This is a genomic window from Aquabacterium sp., from assembly GCF_044226965.1.
GTDB lineage: Bacteria > Pseudomonadota > Gammaproteobacteria > Burkholderiales > Burkholderiaceae_C > Pseudaquabacterium.
This window is the reverse complement of the sequence record NZ_JBGAGA010000005.1, coordinates 66587-84917: the sequence shown is the minus strand read 5'-3', so window position 1 is coordinate 84917 and position 18331 is coordinate 66587. Positions and strand designations below refer to the sequence as shown.

At 72.5% G+C, this 18331-nt stretch carries 18 protein-coding genes; 10 read left to right on the top strand and 8 right to left on the bottom strand.

The window, feature by feature from the left end; genetic code table 11:
* Positions 1-11 precede the first annotated feature (11 nt).
* From mreD to ACILR4_RS03910, 3 genes are read right to left on the bottom strand one after another with little or no spacing between them, the layout of a single operon-like run.
* Positions 12-533: a rod shape-determining protein MreD gene (gene mreD, locus ACILR4_RS03920; RefSeq protein WP_395699519.1), complete on the bottom strand. Its 522-nt coding sequence runs from the start codon at positions 531-533 to the stop codon at positions 12-14.
* Positions 530-1465: a rod shape-determining protein MreC gene (gene mreC / locus ACILR4_RS03915; RefSeq protein ID WP_395699518.1), complete on the bottom strand. Its 936-nt coding sequence runs from the start codon at positions 1463-1465 to the stop codon at positions 530-532. Before mreC ends, mreD begins: the two co-directional genes overlap by 4 nt.
* A 51-nt stretch (positions 1466-1516) precedes the next feature.
* The gene (locus ACILR4_RS03910; RefSeq protein ID WP_395699517.1) at positions 1517-2560 is read right to left on the bottom strand and encodes a rod shape-determining protein; all 1044 of its coding nucleotides are present in this window, start codon (positions 2558-2560) and stop codon (positions 1517-1519) included.
* A gap of 194 nt (positions 2561-2754) precedes the next feature.
* On the opposite strand from ACILR4_RS03910, the gene gatC reads away from it, so the two are divergent.
* The 3 genes from gatC to gatB are packed head-to-tail and all read left to right on the top strand — an operon-like array spanning position 2755 to position 5977.
* The gene (gatC, locus tag ACILR4_RS03905; protein WP_395699516.1) at positions 2755-3054 is read left to right on the top strand and encodes an Asp-tRNA(Asn)/Glu-tRNA(Gln) amidotransferase subunit GatC; all 300 of its coding nucleotides are present in this window, start codon (positions 2755-2757) and stop codon (positions 3052-3054) included.
* Positions 3051-4529 carry an Asp-tRNA(Asn)/Glu-tRNA(Gln) amidotransferase subunit GatA gene (gene gatA / locus ACILR4_RS03900; protein WP_395699515.1) on the top strand — a complete coding sequence of 493 codons (1479 nt, stop codon included), beginning with the start codon at positions 3051-3053 and terminating at the stop codon, positions 4527-4529. The genes gatC and gatA overlap by 4 nt, the downstream gene beginning before the upstream one ends.
* Entirely contained in the window at positions 4526-5977 is a 1452-nt protein-coding gene (gene gatB / locus ACILR4_RS03895) for an Asp-tRNA(Asn)/Glu-tRNA(Gln) amidotransferase subunit GatB (protein WP_395699514.1), read from the top strand. Before gatA ends, gatB begins: the two co-directional genes overlap by 4 nt.
* Here gatB and ACILR4_RS03890 read toward each other — a convergent pair.
* Positions 5946-6662: a DUF4124 domain-containing protein gene (locus ACILR4_RS03890; RefSeq protein ID WP_395699513.1), complete on the bottom strand. Its 717-nt coding sequence runs from the start codon at positions 6660-6662 to the stop codon at positions 5946-5948. The two genes, gatB and ACILR4_RS03890, sit on opposite strands and share 32 nt — an antisense overlap.
* Before the next feature lie 15 nt (positions 6663-6677).
* On the bottom strand, positions 6678-7346 hold the full coding sequence (gene pyrE / locus ACILR4_RS03885) for an orotate phosphoribosyltransferase (RefSeq protein ID WP_395699512.1): 669 nt from the start codon (positions 7344-7346) through the stop codon (positions 6678-6680).
* A 22-nt stretch (positions 7347-7368) separates the two neighbouring features.
* Between pyrE and ACILR4_RS03880 the strand changes: the two genes are divergently transcribed.
* Entirely contained in the window at positions 7369-8160 is a 792-nt protein-coding gene (locus ACILR4_RS03880; RefSeq protein WP_395699511.1) for an exodeoxyribonuclease III, read from the top strand.
* 33 nt (positions 8161-8193) lie between these two features.
* On the opposite strand, the gene ACILR4_RS03875 is transcribed toward ACILR4_RS03880, so the two are convergent.
* The gene (locus tag ACILR4_RS03875; RefSeq protein WP_395699510.1) at positions 8194-9951 is read right to left on the bottom strand and encodes a tetratricopeptide repeat protein; all 1758 of its coding nucleotides are present in this window, start codon (positions 9949-9951) and stop codon (positions 8194-8196) included.
* Between the two features lie 197 nt (positions 9952-10148).
* Here ACILR4_RS03875 and ACILR4_RS03870 point away from each other — a divergent pair, with 197 nt between their 5' ends.
* Complete coding sequence (locus ACILR4_RS03870; protein WP_395699509.1) at positions 10149-10925, top strand: PEP-CTERM sorting domain-containing protein; 777 nt, start codon at positions 10149-10151, stop codon at positions 10923-10925.
* Here the strand turns inward: ACILR4_RS03870 and ACILR4_RS03865 are convergent.
* Positions 10922-12061, bottom strand: a complete 1140-nt coding sequence (locus ACILR4_RS03865; protein ID WP_395699508.1) for a serine hydrolase domain-containing protein — start codon at positions 12059-12061, stop codon at positions 10922-10924. The two genes, ACILR4_RS03870 and ACILR4_RS03865, sit on opposite strands and share 4 nt — an antisense overlap.
* Before the next feature lie 71 nt (positions 12062-12132).
* On the opposite strand from ACILR4_RS03865, the gene pncB reads away from it, so the two are divergent.
* The 4 genes from pncB to ACILR4_RS03845 all read left to right on the top strand — a co-directional run bounded on the left by pncB (position 12133) and on the right by ACILR4_RS03845 (position 17713).
* On the top strand, positions 12133-13332 hold the full coding sequence (gene pncB, locus ACILR4_RS03860; protein WP_395699507.1) for a nicotinate phosphoribosyltransferase: 1200 nt from the start codon (positions 12133-12135) through the stop codon (positions 13330-13332).
* Between the two features lie 174 nt (positions 13333-13506).
* A complete protein-coding gene (locus ACILR4_RS03855; protein WP_395699506.1) occupies positions 13507-13902 on the top strand; it encodes a DUF3597 domain-containing protein in 396 nt (131 codons plus the stop codon).
* A 19-nt stretch (positions 13903-13921) separates the two neighbouring features.
* A complete protein-coding gene (locus tag ACILR4_RS03850; protein WP_395699505.1) occupies positions 13922-14527 on the top strand; it encodes a DUF937 domain-containing protein in 606 nt (201 codons plus the stop codon).
* A gap of 93 nt (positions 14528-14620) precedes the next feature.
* Complete coding sequence (locus ACILR4_RS03845; RefSeq protein WP_395699504.1) at positions 14621-17713, top strand: DUF748 domain-containing protein; 3093 nt, start codon at positions 14621-14623, stop codon at positions 17711-17713.
* Here ACILR4_RS03845 and ACILR4_RS03840 read toward each other — a convergent pair.
* Positions 17694-17885 (bottom strand): hypothetical protein, encoded by a 192-nt coding sequence (locus tag ACILR4_RS03840; RefSeq protein ID WP_395699503.1) that lies wholly within the window; start codon positions 17883-17885, stop codon positions 17694-17696. The genes ACILR4_RS03845 and ACILR4_RS03840 overlap by 20 nt on opposite strands.
* Between ACILR4_RS03840 and ACILR4_RS03835 the strand changes: the two genes are divergently transcribed.
* Entirely contained in the window at positions 17875-18330 is a 456-nt protein-coding gene (locus tag ACILR4_RS03835) for a hypothetical protein (RefSeq protein ID WP_395699502.1), read from the top strand. The genes ACILR4_RS03840 and ACILR4_RS03835 overlap by 11 nt on opposite strands.
* Position 18331 lies beyond the last annotated feature (1 nt).

Sequence of the window (18331 nt, the reverse complement as noted above, 5' to 3'; positions counted from 1 at the left end):
TGCGACGCTACTTACAGCGGCCTGTTTTCATCCGGATCGGGCGGGCGCCGCTGCGGTGCCAGCAGCAGCCACACCACCACCGGCCACAGCATCGCCTCGAACACCGGCGCCAGCATCACGGTCCAGCCGGGGAACATGCCGCCGACGATCAGCCGCGCGATCATCGAGACGCCATGCGCGGCAAAGAACAGCGGCAGGATCTGCAGCGCCTGCGACGGCAGCGAGAACCACAGCAGCCGCCGGTGGATCGTGATCGCGAAGTAGCTCAGCAGCGTGTAGGCCAGCGCATGCTGGCCCAGCACCGCGCTCTCGTGCACGTCCAGCAGCAGCCCGAACACGAAGCCCAGGCCGACGCCGACGCGGTGCGGCTGGTGCACGATCCAGAACACCAGCACCAGCGCCAGCAGGTCGGGCGACGCGGGATGGCGGCCCACCGGCAGCATCTCCAGCGCCAGCGCCAGCAGCAGCGAGAAGCCGATGAACAGCGGGTTCACCGGCAGCAGCAGCTGGTCCGAGCCGCGCGGCATGATCATTTGCGCGGCCCCTTGCTGGCCCGCTCGGCCTTGTCGGCCTTGCCCTTGGCCGGCTCCGCCGGCTCGGGCGGCGGCGGCAGCTGCGCCGACAGCGGCTCCAGCACCAGCACATGCCGCACCCCGTCGACCGGCGCGGCCGGCGCGAGCAGGATGCGCGCGAAGCCCGAATCCACCTTGCGATCGACCCGGGCCACCTTGGCCACCGGCAGGCCCGGCGGGTAGACGCCATCGACGCCCGAGGTGGTCAGCGCATCACCCACCTGCACGTCGGCATTGCCGGCCATGAAGCGCAGCTCCAGCCCACCGCCCTCGGCACCGCCGAAGGCCGCGCTGCGCTGCTGGGTGCGGCTGTTCAGCACCGGAATCGCGGCGTCCTTGTCGACCAGCAGCGTCACCACGGCATTCAGCGGGTAGACCCGCGTCACCTGGCCCAGCACGCCGGCCTCGTTGATCACCGGCGCGCCGAGCACGACGCCATGGGTCGCGCCGCGGTCGATGAAGAGCTTGCGCGAAAACGGATCGGCCGCCTCGTACATCACTTCGGCCGACAGCGACTTCACCGTCAGCGCGGGCCGCAGGTCGAGCAGCGCACGCAGCCGGTTGTTCTCCAGCGCCAGCTGGTCACCACGTGCGGCGCGCTCGGCCTGCTGGGCCAGCTTCAGCCGCAGTTCGTCCTGTGTGGCGACGGCCTGCTTCAGTCCGCGCGCGTAGTCGCCGCCGCCCTGTGCCAGCTGCACCGGCACCAGCAGGGCCCGCTGCAGCGGCAGCAGCGCGGTGGCCAGGCCCGCGCGCAGCGGCTGCGTCAGCTTGAAGCGCGCGTCAGCGGCCATCAGGAAGATGGCCAGCGCCGAGCACAGCGCGAGTTTGCTCAGCGCCGAGGGTCCTTGCCGGAAGAACGGCGGCGGGGTGCGGTCCAGGGTGCCCAATGGCATGGTGAGCGCCGCGTCGTGGGTTGCGCCCGCATCGCGCGGGCGGACCGAACCTTACTCCGAGGTGAAGATGCTGCCCAGCCGTTCCATGCGCTCCAGCGCCATGCCGCAGCCGCGTACCACGCAGGTCAGCGGGTCTTCGGCCACCAGCACCGGCAGGCCGGTTTCCTCGGCCAGCAGGCGGTCGAGGTCGCGCAGCAGCGCGCCGCCGCCGGTCAGCATCATGCCGCGCTCGGCGATGTCGGCGCCCAGCTCGGGCGGGGTCTGTTCGAGCGCGTTCTTCACGCTGGAGACGATCTGGTTCAGCGGGTCGGTCAGCGCCTCGAGGATCTCGTTGCTCGAGATCGTGAACGAGCGCGGCACGCCTTCGCTGAGGTTGCGGCCCTTGACCTCCATCTCCTTCACCTCGCTGCCGGGGAAGGCCGAGCCGATGCTCTTCTTGATGCTCTCGGCGGTGGGCTCGCCGATCAGCATGCCGTAGTTGCGGCGGATGTAGTTGATGATGGCTTCGTCGAACTTGTCGCCGCCGACGCGCACGCTGCCCTTCCAGACCATGCCGCCGAGCGAGATCACGCCGACCTCGGTGGTGCCGCCGCCGATGTCGACCACCATCGAACCCGAGGCCTCGCTCACCGGCAGGCCGGCGCCGATGGCCGCGGCCATCGGCTCCTCGATCAGGTAGACCTCGCTCGCACCGGCGCCGAGCGCCGATTCGCGGATCGCGCGGCGCTCGACCTGGGTCGAGCCGCAGGGCACGCAGATGATGATCCGGGGGCTGGGCCGCAGCAGCGACTGCGGATGGACCATCTTGATGAACTGCTTGAGCATCTGCTCGGTGACGGTGAAGTCGGCGATCACGCCGTCCTTCATCGGTCGGATGGCCTCGATGTTGCCGGGCACCTTGCCGAGCATGGCCTTGGCCTCCCGGCCGACGGCCTGGATGGTCTTCTTGCCGTTGGGGCCGCCTTCGTGGCGGATGGAGACGACCGAGGGCTCGTCGAGCACGATGCCCTTGCCACGCACATAGATCAGCGTGTTGGCGGTGCCGAGGTCGATGGCCAGGTCGGTGGAGAAGTAGCGACGCAGGGATCCGAACATGAGAAGGGCGGAGAGGCGATCAGCGCTTGCGGCACGCGGCAGCCAGGCAACGGGTGCGGCGGCGCGATGGGTGGCTGGGGTGGGGAATTCGGGCGGCTAGGCCATGCGAACGGCTGCAGCCGGATGGGCGGCGATAATACCCGATCACCCTCGGGTTTTCGCTCTAGGAAACCCGCTGCAGGACGTAACTCCCGATGGCCCTGAACCTTGAAGACGTGAGCCGCATCGCCAAGCTCGCGCGGCTGGAACTGTCGCCGGCCGAAGCGCCGGTGATGCTGGCGAACCTGAACGAATTCTTCTCGATCGTCGAGCAGATGAGCGCGGTCGACACCAGCGGCGTCGAGCCGCTGTACACGCCGCTGTCGGCGCTGCAGCAGGTCGAGCTGCGGCTGCGCGACGACGTGGTCACCGAAGGCAACCAGCGCGAAGCCAACCAGCGCAGTGCCCCCGCCGTAGAGGACGGGCTGTTCCTGGTGCCGAAGGTGATCGAATGAGCTGGCATGACCTGGGGGTGGCGGCGCTGGGCCGGGCGCTGGCCGCGGGCGAATTCAGCAGCACCGAGCTGACCCGGCACCTGCTGCAGCGCGTGGCCAGCCACGAGGCACTCGGCTGCTTCCTGCATGTCGATGCCGAAGGCGCGCTGGCCGCCGCCAAGGCCGCCGACGCGCGCCGCGCCGCCGGTGAAGCGGGCCCGCTGCTGGGCGTGCCGGTGGCCCACAAGGACATCTTCGTGACCGCCGACATGCCGACCACGGCGGCCTCGAAGATCCTGCTCGGCTACCGCAGCCCGTTCGACGCCACCGTCGTCGCGCGCCTGGCGGCCGCCGGCACCGTCAGCCTGGGCAAGCTGAACTGCGACGAGTTCGCGATGGGCTCGGGCAACGAGAACTCGGCCTACCACCCGGTGCAGAACCCCTGGGACCACCACCGCGTGCCGGGCGGCTCGTCCGGCGGCTCGGCTGCGGCAGTGGCCGCGCGCCTGGTGCCGGCGGCCACCGGCACCGACACCGGCGGCTCGATCCGCCAGCCGGCCAGCTTCACCGCCACCACCGGCATCAAGCCGACCTATGGCGTGTGCTCGCGCTACGGGATGATCGCGTTCGCCTCCAGCCTCGACCAGGCCGGCCCGCTGGCGCGTTCGGCCGAGGATTGCGCGCTGCTGCTGTCGGCGATGAGCGGCTTCGACGAGCGCGACGCCACCAGCGCGCAGCGCCCGCCGCAGGACTTCCATGCGCAGATGCTGGCGCCGCGCGCCGGTGCCTCGGCGGCCCGGCCGCTGGAAGGCCTGCGCATCGGCCTGCCCAAGGAGTTCTTCCCCGAGACGCTGGGCGGCGACGTCGACATCACGGTGCGGCGCGCGCTGGTCGAGTTCGAGAAGCTCGGCGCCACGCTGGTGGACGTGAGCCTGCCGCGCACCGAGCTGTCGATCCCCGTCTACTACATCATCGCGCCGGCCGAGGCCAGCTCGAACCTCAGCCGCTTCGACGGCGTGAAGTTCGGCCACCGCGCCGCGCAGTACACCGACCTGCTGGACATGTACCGCAAGACCCGCGCCGAAGGCTTCGGCCCGGAGGTCAAGCGCCGCATCATGATCGGCACCTATGTGCTGAGCCACGGCTACTACGACGCCTACTACCTGCAGGCGCAGAAGCTGCGCCGCATGATCGCCGACGACTTCCAGCGCTGCTTCGCCGGCTGCGACCTGATCGCCGGCCCGGTGGCCCCCACCGTGGCCTGGAAGCATGGCGAGCAGGGCGACGACCCGGTCAAGGCCTACCTGGCCGACATCTTCACGCTGCCCGCCAGCTTGGCCGGCCTGCCCGGCATGAGCCTGCCCGCCGGCTTCGGCGAGCACGGCATGCCGGTGGGGCTGCAATTGATCGGCAACTACTTCGCCGAAGGCCAGCTGCTACAGGCCGCGCATGCCTTCCAGCAGGCGACCGACTGGCACCAACGTTCACCGCTATGAGTTCCGCTGCCCCGCTCGTCCGCGGCTACGAGGTCGTGATCGGCCTCGAAACCCACGCCCAGCTCTCGACGCAGAGCAAGATCTTCTCCGGTGCCTCCACCGCCTTCGGCGCTGCGCCGAACACGCAGGCCTGCGCGGTGGACCTGGCGCTGCCGGGCACCTTGCCGGTGATGAACCGCGCGGCGGTCGACCGCGCCATCCGCCTGGGCCTGGCGGTGGGCGCGAAGATCGCGCCGCTGTCGATCTTCGCGCGCAAGAACTACTTCTACCCCGACCTGCCCAAGGGCTACCAGATCAGCCAGTACGAGATCCCGGTGGTGCAGGGCGGCTCGGTGAGCTTCCTGCTGGGCGACCAGCCGCGCACCGTGCGGCTGACGCGCGCGCACCTCGAGGAAGACGCAGGCAAGAGCCTGCACGAGGACTACCACGGCCAGTCCGGCATCGACCTGAACCGCGCCGGCACGCCGCTGCTGGAGATCGTCACCGAGCCGGACATGCGCTCGGCCACCGAGGCGGTGGAGTACGCCAAGGCGCTGCATGCGCTGGTGATGTGGCTGGGCATCTGCGACGGCAACATGCAGGAAGGCAGCTTCCGCTGCGACGCCAACGTGTCGGTGCGCAAGCCCGGCGCGCCCTTCGGCACGCGGCGCGAGATCAAGAACCTGAACTCCTTCCGCTTCATGCAGCAGGCGATCGAGTTCGAGGTGAACTGGCAGATCGACCAGATCGAGGACGGCCTGGCCATCGAGCAGGCCACCGTGCTGTTCAACCCGGACACCGGCGAGACCCGGGCCATGCGCAGCAAGGAAGACGCTCACGATTACCGTTATTTCCCGGACCCCGACCTGCCGCCGCTGGTGATCGCGCCGGAGTGGATCGAGCGGGTGAAGGCCACGCTGCCCGAGCTGCCTGCCGCGATGGCCGCGCGCTTCCAGGGCACCGACGGCCTGCCCGCCTACGACGCGGCGATGATGACCCAGAGCCTGGGCCTGGCGCGCTACTACGAGGCCGCGCGCGACCTGTGCCAGGCGCCGAAGCTGGTGGCCAACTGGCTGATGGGCGAAGTGGCCAAGCGGCTGAACGCGGAAGGGCGCGACATCGAGGCCTGCCCGGTGCCGGCCGCGACGCTGGCCGCCCTGATCGGCCGCATCCAGGATGGCACGGTCTCGCACAACGCCGCGCGCCAGGTGTTCGAGGCGCTGTGGTCCGGCGAAGGCCGGGAGGTCGATGCGCTGATCGAGGCCAAGGGCCTGAAGCAGATGAACGACAGCGGCGCGCTGGAGAAGATCATCGACGAGGTGGTCGCCGCCAACGCGAAGTCGGTCGAGGAATACCGCGCCGGCAAGGACAAGGCCTTCAACGCGCTGGTCGGCCAGGTCATGAAGGCCAGCCGTGGCAAGGCCAACCCGGCGCAGGTCAACGACTTGCTGAAGAAGAAGCTCGGCTAGTGCCTTCGGGCGCGGCCGCCGGCGCCGGCAGCGAGCCCGGCTGGGCGCCAGCCCACAGCAGGCGCAGGTGCGCGAGCTCGGCGTCGTACAGCCGGTTGATGCGCACCAGTTCGGCTTCCTGGTTCTGCGTCGCGCTGCGCTGCGCTTCCATCGCACCGTCGTTCGCGTCGATCTGCTGCTTCAGCCGCAGCGGCAGGTTGCGGCCCTTGTAGAACTCGGCTTCCTCGTCCAGCGGCTTGCGCGCGGCGATCAGTTCGGCCACGCGCTGCTCGGTGGCCTTGGACGCGGCACGCACCGTGTCCAGCGCGGCCTCGCGCGCCTTGCGATGCGCGGCCTCGTTGGGGTATCGCGCCATCAGGTTGCGGTCGCGCCGCACCGCATCGGCCTGCGCGGCACGCGCGGCGGCGGCCCTGCGTTCGGCGGCTTCCTGTTCGGCGCGCTCGTCGGCGGTCAAGGTGGGTGGCAGCACGCGGCGCAGGGAGCCGTCGCGGTTCAGCACCCGCTGTTCCTTGCCGATGCAGGCCGGGATCGGGCGGTCGGAGGTCAGCCGGTTGCCGCGTTCATCGACACAGGTGTAGATGCCGGCGCCCGACGCCGCGCCATCGGGGCGGGCCTGCCCCCAGGCCGCCCCGGCGGCCAGCAGGGCCAGCAGCCCGGCCAGCGTGGCGCCGCGATCGAGATGCAAGGGCCGGCCCGGCATTCAGACCCCGTAGCGCGCGCGGTAGGCCGCCACGCGTTCGCTGTGGCCGGCCATCGCCGGGTCTTGTGCCGACGCCAGCACCTGCAGCAGGTCCTGCAAGGTGGCGATGGCCACCACGTCCAGCTGCCACTGCGCCTTCACCTGCTGCACCGCGGACAGCGGGCTGTCGACACCGCCTTCGGCCGCCTTCTCCTGGCGGTCCAGCGCAATCGTCACCGCCACCGGCTGCGCGCCGGCGGCGCGGATCATCTGGATCGATTCACGCACCGAGGTCCCCGCGGAAATCACGTCATCGATGATGAGAACGCGGCCGGTCACCGGCGCGCCGACCAGCGTGCCGCCCTCGCCGTGGTCTTTCGCTTCCTTGCGGTTGTAGGCGAAGGGCACGTTGCGGCCACGCCGCGCCAGTTCCACTGCCACCGCCGCGGCCAGCGTGATGCCCTTGTAGGCCGGGCCGAACAGCATGTCGAAGGCCAGGCCCGAGGCCATCAGCCGCGCTGCATAGAATTCCGCGAGCCGCCCGAGCTTGGCGCCGTCGTCGAACAGGCCGGCATTGAAGAAGTAGGGCGACAGCCGCCCGGCCTTGGTCTTGAACTCACCGAAGCGCAGCACGCCGGCGTCCACCGCGAAGCGGACGAAGTCCTGAGCCAGTGCATCGGTGCCCGCCATCCCTGAACCCGTCGAGGTCACTTTGCCTTTCCGTCTGGTCACGCTGAATCTGAACGGCATCCGCTCCGCTGCCAACAAGGGCCTGCTCGCCTGGGCCGAAACAGTGGGCGCCGATTGTATGGGGGTGCAGGAGGTCAAGGCCCAGGCGGCCGACGTGGCCGGCCGCTTCGAGGTGCTGGCCGGCATGCAGGGGCACTTCCATTTCGCCGAGAAGAAGGGCTACTCGGGGGTCGGCCTGTATGCGCGCAAGAAGCCCAGCGAGGTGATCGTCGGCCTGGGCCACGCCGAGTTCGACGCCGAGGGTCGCTACGTCGAGGCCCGCTTCGACAACGCGCGCCGCCGCCTCAGCATCATCAGCTGCTACTTCCCCAGCGGCTCCTCGGGCGAGGAGCGCCAGGCCGCGAAGTTCCGCTTCCTCGACGTGGTCTACCCCCACCTGGTGGCGCTGAAGGCCGAGGGGCGCGAGTTCATCCTGGTCGGCGACGTGAACATCGCGCACAAGGAAATCGACCTGAAGAACTGGAAGGGCAACCAGAAGAACTCCGGCTTCCTGCCCGAGGAGCGCGCGTGGATGACGCGGCTGCTCGAGGAGGCCGGCCTGGTCGACGTGTTCCGCACGCTGAACCCGCACCCCGAGCAATACACCTGGTGGAGCAACCGCGGCCAGGCCTGGGCCAAGAACGTCGGCTGGCGGCTGGACTACCACCTGGCCACGCCCGGCATCGCCGCCAAGGCGCGGCGCGAGCACATCTACCTCGAGCAGCGCTTCTCCGACCACGCGCCGCTGGTCATCGACTACGACTTCACGCTCTGAGCGGCGCGGGCGGCGCCGCCGCCGCGCTGCCGCTCAGGCCAGGTGCGCGAAGCCGTGGCGGCGCAGCAGCGCGCCGTACGCGGGGTCGGGCCGCAGGGCGTCGAACGCCGGGTCGACCGCCACGCAGACGAAGTTGCCGTCGGCCAGCGCTGCGCTGCGCTCCAGTTCGGCCAGCGCCGCGGGGCGTTCGCCCAGCCGCGTGTGCACCATCGCCAGCTGGTAGGGCGAGACCCAGGTCTCGCGTGCCATCGCCTGCAGCGCGGCCAGGTGCTCGCGTGCCGCTGCCTCCTGTCCTGCCAGCGCCAGCGCCTGCGCCAGCCCGCACAGGCCGATCGACAGCCGCGGCCAGCGTTCCTGCAGCGCCCGGTAGCGATCCCGGCCGGCGTCGAGCTCGCCCGCATAGAGGCACAGCGCCGCGCGCAGCGCCAGCGCGACCAGGTCGCCGGGCGCCACGTCCAGCACCGCATCCAGCGCGGCGGCCGCGCTGGGCCAGTCGCGTTCGTAGATCGAGATCAGCGCCTCGTGGCTGCGGTACTGCACGCTGGTCGGGTCCAGCTCGCGCGCCTCGAGGTAGGCGGCGCGCGCCTCGGCGAAGCGGCGGTTCATCATCAGTGCCCAGCCGTAGCGTGCATGCGAGGGCGCCAGCCCCGGTGCGCAGCGCAGCGCGGCCAGCAGGCGTGCCTCGGCGCGCGGCCAGTCGCGGTCGACCTGGAAGCGGATCATGGCCAGCACGCCGTGCGCCGAAGCGCAGTCCGGGTCGAGTTCGAGCGCGCGCTCGGCCGCGGCGCGGGCGCCTTCGAGCGCCGGCCGTGACGGCACCGCGGTCAGCATCGCCTGCGCCAGCAGGGCTTCGGCCAGCAGGGCCTGGGCCGGCGCGTGGGTGGCGTCCAGCTCCACCGCCTCGTGCATCAGTGCCACCGCCTTCGCGGTGCCCTCGGCGTTGTGCGACAGCAGCGCAATGCGTGCCAGCGCCATGGGGTCGCGCAATGCGGCCCCGGCCGGTGCCGCGCGGGTCCGCAGGGCTGCCGCCGGGCCGATGCGCTGCAGCCGTCGGCCGGCGGCTTCGCGGTGCAGTTCGGCGACCAGGCTCTTGGCCAGCGGCAGCAGGGCGTCGGCGCCGGTCTCCCAGGGCTGGTGGCGCGACCACAGCAGCGCCGTGTCTTCGGCGCGCTGCAGCGCCAGTTCCAGCCGGGGCGGGCTGCCGGCCAGGCTGCCGTGCAGCAGGCAGGCCGTGCCCAGGCGGCGCGCGGCCTGGCGCCGCGCGGCCTCGCCGTCCGGCGCGACGCCGGCGCGCACCACGCGCAGGCCGTTCAGCCGCACCAGCCAGTCGGCCAGGTCGGCCGTGGCCAGCCGTGCCGCTGGCGCCAGCGCGGCGTCTTCGGCGACCAGGTCGAACACCGCCACCGACGCGCGCGGCCGCGTGGCCGGGTCGAGACGGCGGCGCAGCACCTCGACCCGAAAGCTGCGCGTCGGGATGCGGAACTCCAGCCGCGCGTCCAGCCCCTCGTCGGCGTAGTAGGCCGCCAGCTTCGCGCGCAGGCGGCGCGCCTCGACGCGCACGATGCTGTCGGCACGCGGGTCGAAGCGCGCCCCATCGCGCAGCATCACGGCCACCGCGATCGCCTTCTCGCGCAGCGCGGCGCTGCGGCCGGCCTGCGTGGCCTCGACCAGATAACGCAGGAAGCGCACGTGGCGCGCGCTGCGGGCAAAGGTGTCGCTGGCGGCGATGCGGTCCAGCTCGGCCTGCACCAGCGCGGGCGAGGGCGGTTCGTCGTCGGCGTGGGCGGGCATCGCTTCGGGCGGTGAAGGTGTCGACGGCCTTGACAGCATGGCACAAAGCGGCACTGCCCGCAGCCCCGTGTCACCTGCCCGTCACCTGCGGCCGCCGGCCCCGGTGCGCGGTGGTGGCCGCAGCCCTGGCGGTGCCGGCAGGGGCATGCGTGTTGCACGCCGCGGCCTGCACCCTCAACCCCGGGAGTTCCACTGCCATGCGTCCGCTTCCCCGCACCTTCGGCCGGCTGCTCGTCGCCGCCGGCCTGGCCGCCACCGGCCTGGTCGCCACCGGCATCACCCAGGCCGCCGTCGTCTTTTCCGACACCAGCATGAACACCGCGCTGTTCAGCGCCACCCCGGCCTACACCAGCCCCGGCGTCACGCTCAGCACCATCACCACCGCGGGCGGCCAGCTGCAGACCAGCGCCGGCCCGTTGAGCGGCCAGACGGGCTATGCCTTCATGGCCGGCTACCTGTACGGCGGGTTCAGCTGGGACCCCGGCAGCGCGGGCGCGATCACCTCGATCGACTTCTCCGTCGCCCGCGGCGCCGCGATCACGGTCAACGGCGTGGACCAGCCCGGCATCACGCTGACCGGCCGGGCGCTCATCGAGCAGGGCGGCCAGTACTTCATGTCGGTTTCGGCGCCGGTGGCGCCGGTGGCGCTGCCGGCACTGACGACGATCGACGCCCTCGGCCTGACGCAGGCGAGCTTCGGCCTGGTCGACTGGGCCACCGGCGCGATCGACACCACGGTCAACCCCGACTTCGGCGGCGGGCTGATGCACTTCGGCTTCGCGGCACGGCTGTTCATCAGCGGCAACGGGGCCGCCGACCTGGTGTCGATGTCGGCGCTGTCCGACGACTTCAGCCTGACGCTGAACACCGCCGCGGTGCCCGAGCCGGGCTCGCTGGCACTGGTCGCGCTGGCGCTGCTGGGGGGCGCCGTCGCGGGCCGCCGGGCTCGGATGGCCGCGCCTTTCAGGCCTTAGGGGCGCGCGCCCGCCAGCTGCTGGATCAGGGCCCGCGCCAGCACCATCGAGGCGCGGCCGTTGGCCGGCTGGTTGTAGCGGCCGGCGTTGACCACCAGCACCAGGTCCAGCGCCGGCACGCCGATCAGCCGCTGGCCGCCGTTGCCGATGCCGGCAAAGCCGGCGACGCCGCTGCCCAGGCGCTGCTCGGCGCCCGGCGCGTCGGCCCGCGCCACCCACCACTGGTAGCCGTAGTCCCAGCCGTCGCTGGCCGGCAGCTGGGCGCGCTGCGAGGCCGTCACCCAGTCGGTGGGCACCACGCTGCGGCCCTGCCAGCGGCCGCCCTCGAGCATCAGCCGGCCCAGCTTCAGCAGGTCGGCCGGCCGCAGGCGCAGGCCGGCAAAGGCCATCGCCTTGTCGTGCCAGCCCTCGCGCCACTCGAAGGGCTCGATGCCCAGCGGGGCGAACAGCGCCTCGCGTGCGAACTCGGCCAGCCGCCGGCCGCTGCGGCGCTCGATGATCTCGGCCAGCAGCTGCGTGGTGCCGCCGCAGTAGACGAAGCGGCTGCCCGGTGGCTGCACCATCGGCAGCGACAGCACATGCCGCACCGGGTCGGCCGCGCGCAGCATCTGCTCCTCGCTGTTGTCGCCGTGGCCGTAGGCGACGCTGGTCTCGTCCCACGCGAAGCCCGGGCTCATCGTCAGCAGATGCTGCAGCGTCAGCGCCCGCCGCTCGGGCGTGGCCAGCGCCGCATGCTCGGGGAAGAAGCCCAGCACCGGCTGGTCCAGCGGGCCGATCAGCCCACGGCCTTGCGCGATGCCGAACAGCAGGCCGGTGACGCTCTTGCTGATCGAGCGCAGGTCGTGCAGCGTGTCCGGCGTGAAGCGCGTCTCGCGCGAGAACCAGTGGCCCACCGGCTTGTCGCGGCCGGTGAAGTAGCTGGCGGCCAGCAGACGGCCCCCGCGCTCCACCAGCACCGCGTGCGTGTTGCTGCCGTCCTGCCCGGCCCGATCGGCCAGCGTCTGCAGCGCCGCGTCCTGGCCGGGCGCGGGGAGGCCCTGACCGGTCGCCACGGCCCCCGCCGGCAGGGCCAGGCTGGCCAGCGCCTGCGCCACCTGGCGCCGCGTCAGGCCAGACGGGTTCGGGTTCGTCCGCATCGGGGCGGATCCTATACTGGACCACCGGCTGCCACGCTGACCTTCCGGGCCCTCGGCCGGCCCCACGCCCCATGCAACCCGTGCTGCGCAGCCTGCTCGAAACCGACCTCTACAAGTTCACGATGTGGCAGGCCATGCTGCATCGGCACCCGGCCACGCAGGCCGAGTACGTGTTCGTGTGCCGCAACGCCGGCACCTACCCGCTGACCGACCTGATCCCCGAGATCAACGAGCAGCTCGACCACCTGTGCAGCCTGCGCTTCCAGCCCGACGAGCTGGCCTACCTGCGCGGCCTGCGCTTCATCAAGAGCGACTTCGTCGACTTCCTGCGCATCTTCCAGTTCCAGCGCGACTTCATCGAGGTGCGCAACCACGACGGCGTGCTCGAGATCGTGGCCCGCGGCCCGCAGGTGCACGTGATGGCCTTCGAGATCCACGTGCTGGCCATCGTCAACGAGCTGTATTTCCGCCGCTTCGACGCCACCCGGGCCATCGCCGAAGGCCGCCGCCGCCTGGCCGACAAGGTGCAGCTGCTGCGCGACTTCGGCCAGGAGCCGGCGCGCCGGCACCCGTTCGAGTTCTTCGACTTCGGGGTGCGGCGGCGCTTCAGCGGCGCCTGGCAGCGCGAGGTGGTGGCCACGCTGCAGCGCGAGGTGCCGGAGTACTTCAAGGGCACCTCCAACGTGCTGCTGGCGCGCGACCTCGGCCTGGTGCCCATCGGCACCATGGCACACGAGTACCTGCAGACCTACCAGGCGCTGGGCGTGCGGCTGCGCGACTTCCAGCGCGCGGCGCTCGAGTCCTGGGTGCAGGAGTACCGCGGCGACCTCGGCGTGGCGCTGACCGACGTGGTCGGCATGGACGCTTTCCTGGCCGACTTCGACCTGTACTTCGCCAAGCTCTTCGACGGCCTGCGCCACGACTCCGGCGACCCCCGGGCCTGGGGCGAGAAGGCGCTGGCGCATTACGCCAAGCTGCGCATCGACGCCAGCACCAAGCGCCTGGTCTTCAGCGACAGCCTCACGCTGCCCAAGGCCTTCGAGCTGTACCGCCATTTCGCGGATCGCGTGCAGCTGGGCTTCGGCATCGGCACCAACCTCACCAACGATGTCGGCCTGCACACGCTGCACATCGTGATGAAGCTGACCCACTGCAACGGCCAGCCGGTGGCCAAGCTGTCGGACAGCCCGGGCAAGATCCTCTGCGACGACCAGACCTTCCTGGCCTACCTGCGCCAGGTGTTCAACGTTCCGTCGAACCATCCGACCTGACGCGGCCGGGCGCCGCGGCGGCCCGCCTTGCGCTGCCTCAGGGCGCGGCCCGTTGCGGGATCGACCCTGTCACGAATCACCCTTAGCATGGGCCCGGGCGAGCGCTGCACATGGGCACGCTGGTCCGGCCGGCGTGCGCGTCACGTCCAACCTTTTCCATTTGGGGAGCGTGTCATGGGATTCTTCAGCAAGATCCTCGAGAAACTCGGCATCGGCAGTGCGGAGGCCGCCCCGGCCGCGCCGGCCGCGCCCGCGGATGCCGCCGCACCGGCGGCCGCTGCCGCACCGGCGGCGCCCCAGGCGATCGCGCTGGTCGATGTGGTGGCCCAGCTCGAACAGCGCGCACAGGCCAATCCGCAGAAGTTGAACTGGCGCACCTCCATCGTCGACCTGCTCAAGCTGCTGGACATCGACAGCAGCTTCGGCGCCCGCAAGGAACTGGCCACCGAGCTGGGCTGCCCGGCGAACCTGATGGCCGATTCGGCGCAGATGAACATGTGGCTGCACAAGACCGTGCTCGCACGCATTGCCGCCAATGGCGGCAACGTGCCGCAGGAATTGTTGAGCTGAGACCGCCCGGAGGACCGCGATGCAGATCATGGACATCCTGGCCCAGTCGGGCGGCCTGCAGTCGATGGCGCGCGAACTGGGCATCGACGAGGCGCAGGCGGCCAGCGGCGCGCAGGCGCTGGTGCCCGCCATCCTCGGTGGCCTCAAGAAGCAGGTGCAGGGCCAGCCCGGCGGTGTGGCGGGGCTGGGCGGGCTGCTCGGGCAGCTGGGCGGCGGCGGCCTGCTCGACAGCGTGCTGTCCCCGCAGCCCACCGACCTGGGCCAGGGCAACGAGGTGCTGGGCCAGATCTTCGGCTCCAAGGACGTGAGCCGCGCGGTGGCGCAGAACGCGGCCTCGCAGTCGGGCCTGGACCCGTCGGTGCTGAAGCAGATGCTGCCGATGCTGGCGATGGCGGTGACCGGCTTCCTGGCCAAGCAGCATGGCGGCGAGGCCGCCGCGGCGCCGCAGGGGGCCGGTGGTGCGCTGGGCGGTCTGGGGGGCTTGCTCGGCGGGCTGCTCGGCGGCCAGACCGGCGCCGGGGCCCCGGCGGGCGCCGCGGGCGGGCTGGCGTCGATGCTCGACCTCAACGGCGATGGCAATGCACTCGACGACATCGTGCGCCTGGCCGGCAAGGCCTTGCGCTAGCGACACCGCCACGCCTGCGGTCCGGCGCGGTCGTGCCTGGCCCGGTCGGCGTGCCGGGCCCCGTCGGGGCCGGCCCGCGTGCGGAGGCCCCCGGTGAAGTGGGCCCGGCGCGGCGCAGTCGCGGCGGGCGTGCTGCTGCTGCTGTGGCTGGCCGCCTGGCTGGGCGTGCCACCGCTGCTGAAGTGGCAGCTGCAGTCCCGCAGCTCGGCGCTGCTGGGCCGCAGCCTGAGCGTGGGCGAGGTCCAGTTCGCGCCCTGGCGCCTGGAACTGACGCTGCAGCGGCTGGCGCTGGGGCCCGCCGCGGCCGCGCCTGCGGCCCCGCCTGCCGAGCCGCCGCTGCAGGTGGCCCGCGTGCGACTCAACCTGGCCTTCTGGCCGCTGTTCAAGGGCGAGCCGGTGGTCGAGTCACTGGACATCGACGCACCGCGCCTGCGCGTGGCGCGGCTGGCCGAGGGCCGCTACGACATCGACGACCTGCTCGAACGGCTGGCCGGACCCGGCACGCCGTCGTCCGCCGAGCCGACGCACTTCGCGCTGTACAACGTGCAGCTGCGCGACGGCCAGCTGCTGTTCGACGACCGGCCCGTGCAGCGCATCCACCGGGTCGAGGCGCTGCATCTGGCGCTGCCCTTCCTGTCGAACCGGCCGGCCCAGGTGCAGGTGACGGTGGCGCCGCACCTGGCCTTCCGGCTCAACGGCGCCGCCTTCGACAGCGGCGCGCAGGCCACGCCCTTTGCCCCGACGCAGCACGCGGTGCTGAAGCTGGCGGTGTCCGACCTGGATCTCGGCCCCTACCGCGCCTACCTACCGCAGACGCTGCCCTTGCGTGTGGCGCGCGGCAGTGTCTCGGCCGACCTGGCACTGGAGTTCACGCGCCCTGCCGGGGCCGCGCCCCAGGTGCTGCTGCGTGGTTGGGTGGCGGCCCGCGACGTGGGTCTGACCCATCCCGACGGCCGGCCGCTGCTGGCCTGGCAGCAGCTGCGCCTGGGCCTGCGCGAGCTGCAGCCGCTGGCGCGCCGGCTGGCCTTCGACACGCTGCGGGTCGATGGCGCCCGGCTGCCGCTGGCGCGCGACGCCGCGGGCCGGCTCGTGCTGCCGGCGCTGGCCACGAGCGCCGAGGGGCCGGCGGCCACGGCGGCATCGGCTTCGGCCCCGGCTTCATCGCCGCGTGCGGCGCCCGCGGGGCCGGCGCCCTGGCAGATCAGCCTCGACGGCCTGCAGCTCGCCGATGCCCAGGTGGCGTGGCACGACGCCTCGGTGACCCCGGCGGCGGACCTGCAGCTCGACGCGCTGCGCCTCGACGCCCGCGCGCTGCAGTGGCCCGCGCCGCGGCCGGTGCCGCTGTCGCTGGCCGCCACGCTGCGCAGCGGCGGGCGGTCGGGCACGGCCCCAGGTGCTGCCCCGGACGCAGCTCCGGGGGCGGTGGCGGGCCAGCTGGCGCTGGAGGGCACGCTCAGCGACCACGACGCCGCGCTGAAGCTGCAGCTCTCCGAGCTGGCCTTGCCGGCGCTGGCGCCGTACCTGGCGCAGGCCGTGCTGCCGCGGGTCGAAGGCCGGCTGGCGGCGCAGGCGCAGCTGGCCTGGTCGTCCGATGCCCAGGCGCCGCGCCTGCAGCTGGTGATCGACCAGGCCACGCTGGACGGCCTGCGCGTGCAGCCCGGCCGCCGGCGCGGCGAACCCGATGGCGCGGCACTGAAGCAGCTGGCGCTGGCCGAGCTGCAGATCGATCTGGCCGCGCGCACGGCGGTGCTCGGCAGCGTCCGGCTCCACCAGCCCAGCCTGCAGCTGGTGCGCGACGCGCAGGGCGGGTTCAACGTGCTGCAGTGGCTGCGCCCGGCACCGCCGTCGCCTGCCGCGGCCGGCGCGCACGGCGGCCCCGCGGCGCCGCCCTGGCGCGTGCAGCTGCGCCAGCTGCAGCTCGATGGCGGGCGCCTGCAGCTGGCCGACGGCTTCGTGCGGCGCGAGCGGCCGCTGCGGCTCGAGGTGCAGCAGCTGCGCCTGGGCGTGCAGGACCTGGCCTGGCACGGCGACCAGGCGATGCCGCCCGCCAAGGTCCAGCTCGACGCCCGCGTCGCCCGGCCGGCGACGGCGCGCGAGCCGTCGCCGGTGGCGGGCACCATCGCCTGGCGCGGCGAGGCCGGCCACCGGCCGCTGCAGGCCGGCGGCACGCTGCGCCTCGTGCGCCTGCCGCTGCAGGCCATGGCCGCTTACTTTGAAGGCCAGCTGCCGCTGCGCCTGGTGCGGGCCGAGGCCGGCTACAGCGGCCGCTTCTCGCTGCGCGAGCAGCCCGGCGGCTGGGCCGTCCGCGCCGCCGGCGACGTGCTGCTGGGCGACGTGCACACCACCACCCTGCCCGACCCGGACAACCCGGCCGCGCTGGCCACCGGGGCCGACGAACTGCTGAGCTGGCAGTCGCTGGCGCTGGAACGCCTGAGCTTCACGATGACGCCCGGAGCGCGGCCGCAGCTCGAGGTGGGTGCGGCCGCCCTGACGGACTTCTACGCCCGCCTGGAAGTCACCGAGCAGGGCCACTTCAACCTGCAGGATGTGCGGGCCTCGGCCCCGGCCGGCGCGGCCTCCGCCGCCGCCGCTTCCACGTCCCCTGCCGCCTCCGCTCCCGCCCCCGCTCCCGCCGCGAGCGCGCCCGCGCCGGCCGCTGCGGCGGGCCTGCCGCTGGACATCCGCATCGGCGGCACCACGCTGAACAACGGCCGCATCGATTTCAGCGACCACTTCGTGCGCCCGAACTACAGCGCCGCGCTGACCGAGCTCAACGGCACGCTGGGGCCGCTGAGCTCCGGCTCGCGCGACATGGCCGCGCTGCAGCTGCGCGGCCGCGCGGCCGGCACCGCGCTGCTGGACATCCGCGGCCAGCTCAACCCCACGGTGCAGCCGCCGGCGCTGGACATCCAGGCGCGGGCCACGGACCTGGAGCTGGCGCCGCTGTCGACCTATGCCGCGAAGTACGCGGGCTATGCCATCGAGCGCGGCAAGCTGAGCCTGGACGTGGCCTACAAGATCGAGCCCGACGGCCGGCTGCAGGCGCGCAACCAGCTGGTGCTGAACCAGCTCACCTTCGGCGAGCGCGTCGAGTCGCCCAGCGCCACCAAGCTGCCGGTGCTGCTGGCGGTGGCGCTGCTGAAGGACCGCCACGGCGTGATCGACATCAACCTGCCGTCAACCTGATCGCGAAGGCGCTGACCGCGCCGTTCGCGCTGCTCACCGGCGGCGGCGGGCCGGACCTGAGCCGGGTCGAGTTCCAGCCCGGCACCGCGCTGCTGGCCGCGTCGGGCGCCAATGCCATCGCCCAGGTCGCCAAGGCGCTGAACGACCGCCCGGCGCTGAAGATGTCGGTCACCGGCCTGGCCGACATGGCCGCCGAGCGCGATGCCACCCAGCGGGCCGCCATCGAGGCCCGGCTGACCGCCGAGCGTCGCCGCGAGGCCCTGCGCGCCGGTGCGCCGGCCAGTGCGCCGGTGGTGATGACGGCGGACGACCGGGCCCGGCTGCTGAAGGCGCTGTACCGGCAGACCGAGCTGCCGGACAAGCCGCGCAATGCCTTCGGCCTGCTGAAGGACCTGCCCGCCCCGGAGATGGAGGCGATGCTGCGCCGCCACGTGCCGGTGACCGACGAGACCCTGCGCGAGCTGGCGCTGCAGCGCGGCCTGGCCGTGCGCGATGCGCTGATCGCCGCCGGCCTGCCCAGCGAACGCCTGTTCCTGGCAGCCCCGAAGCTGCACGAACCCGGGCCCGACGAAGCCGGCTGGACGCCACAGGCCCAGCTGAGCCTGTCGGTGAGGTGAG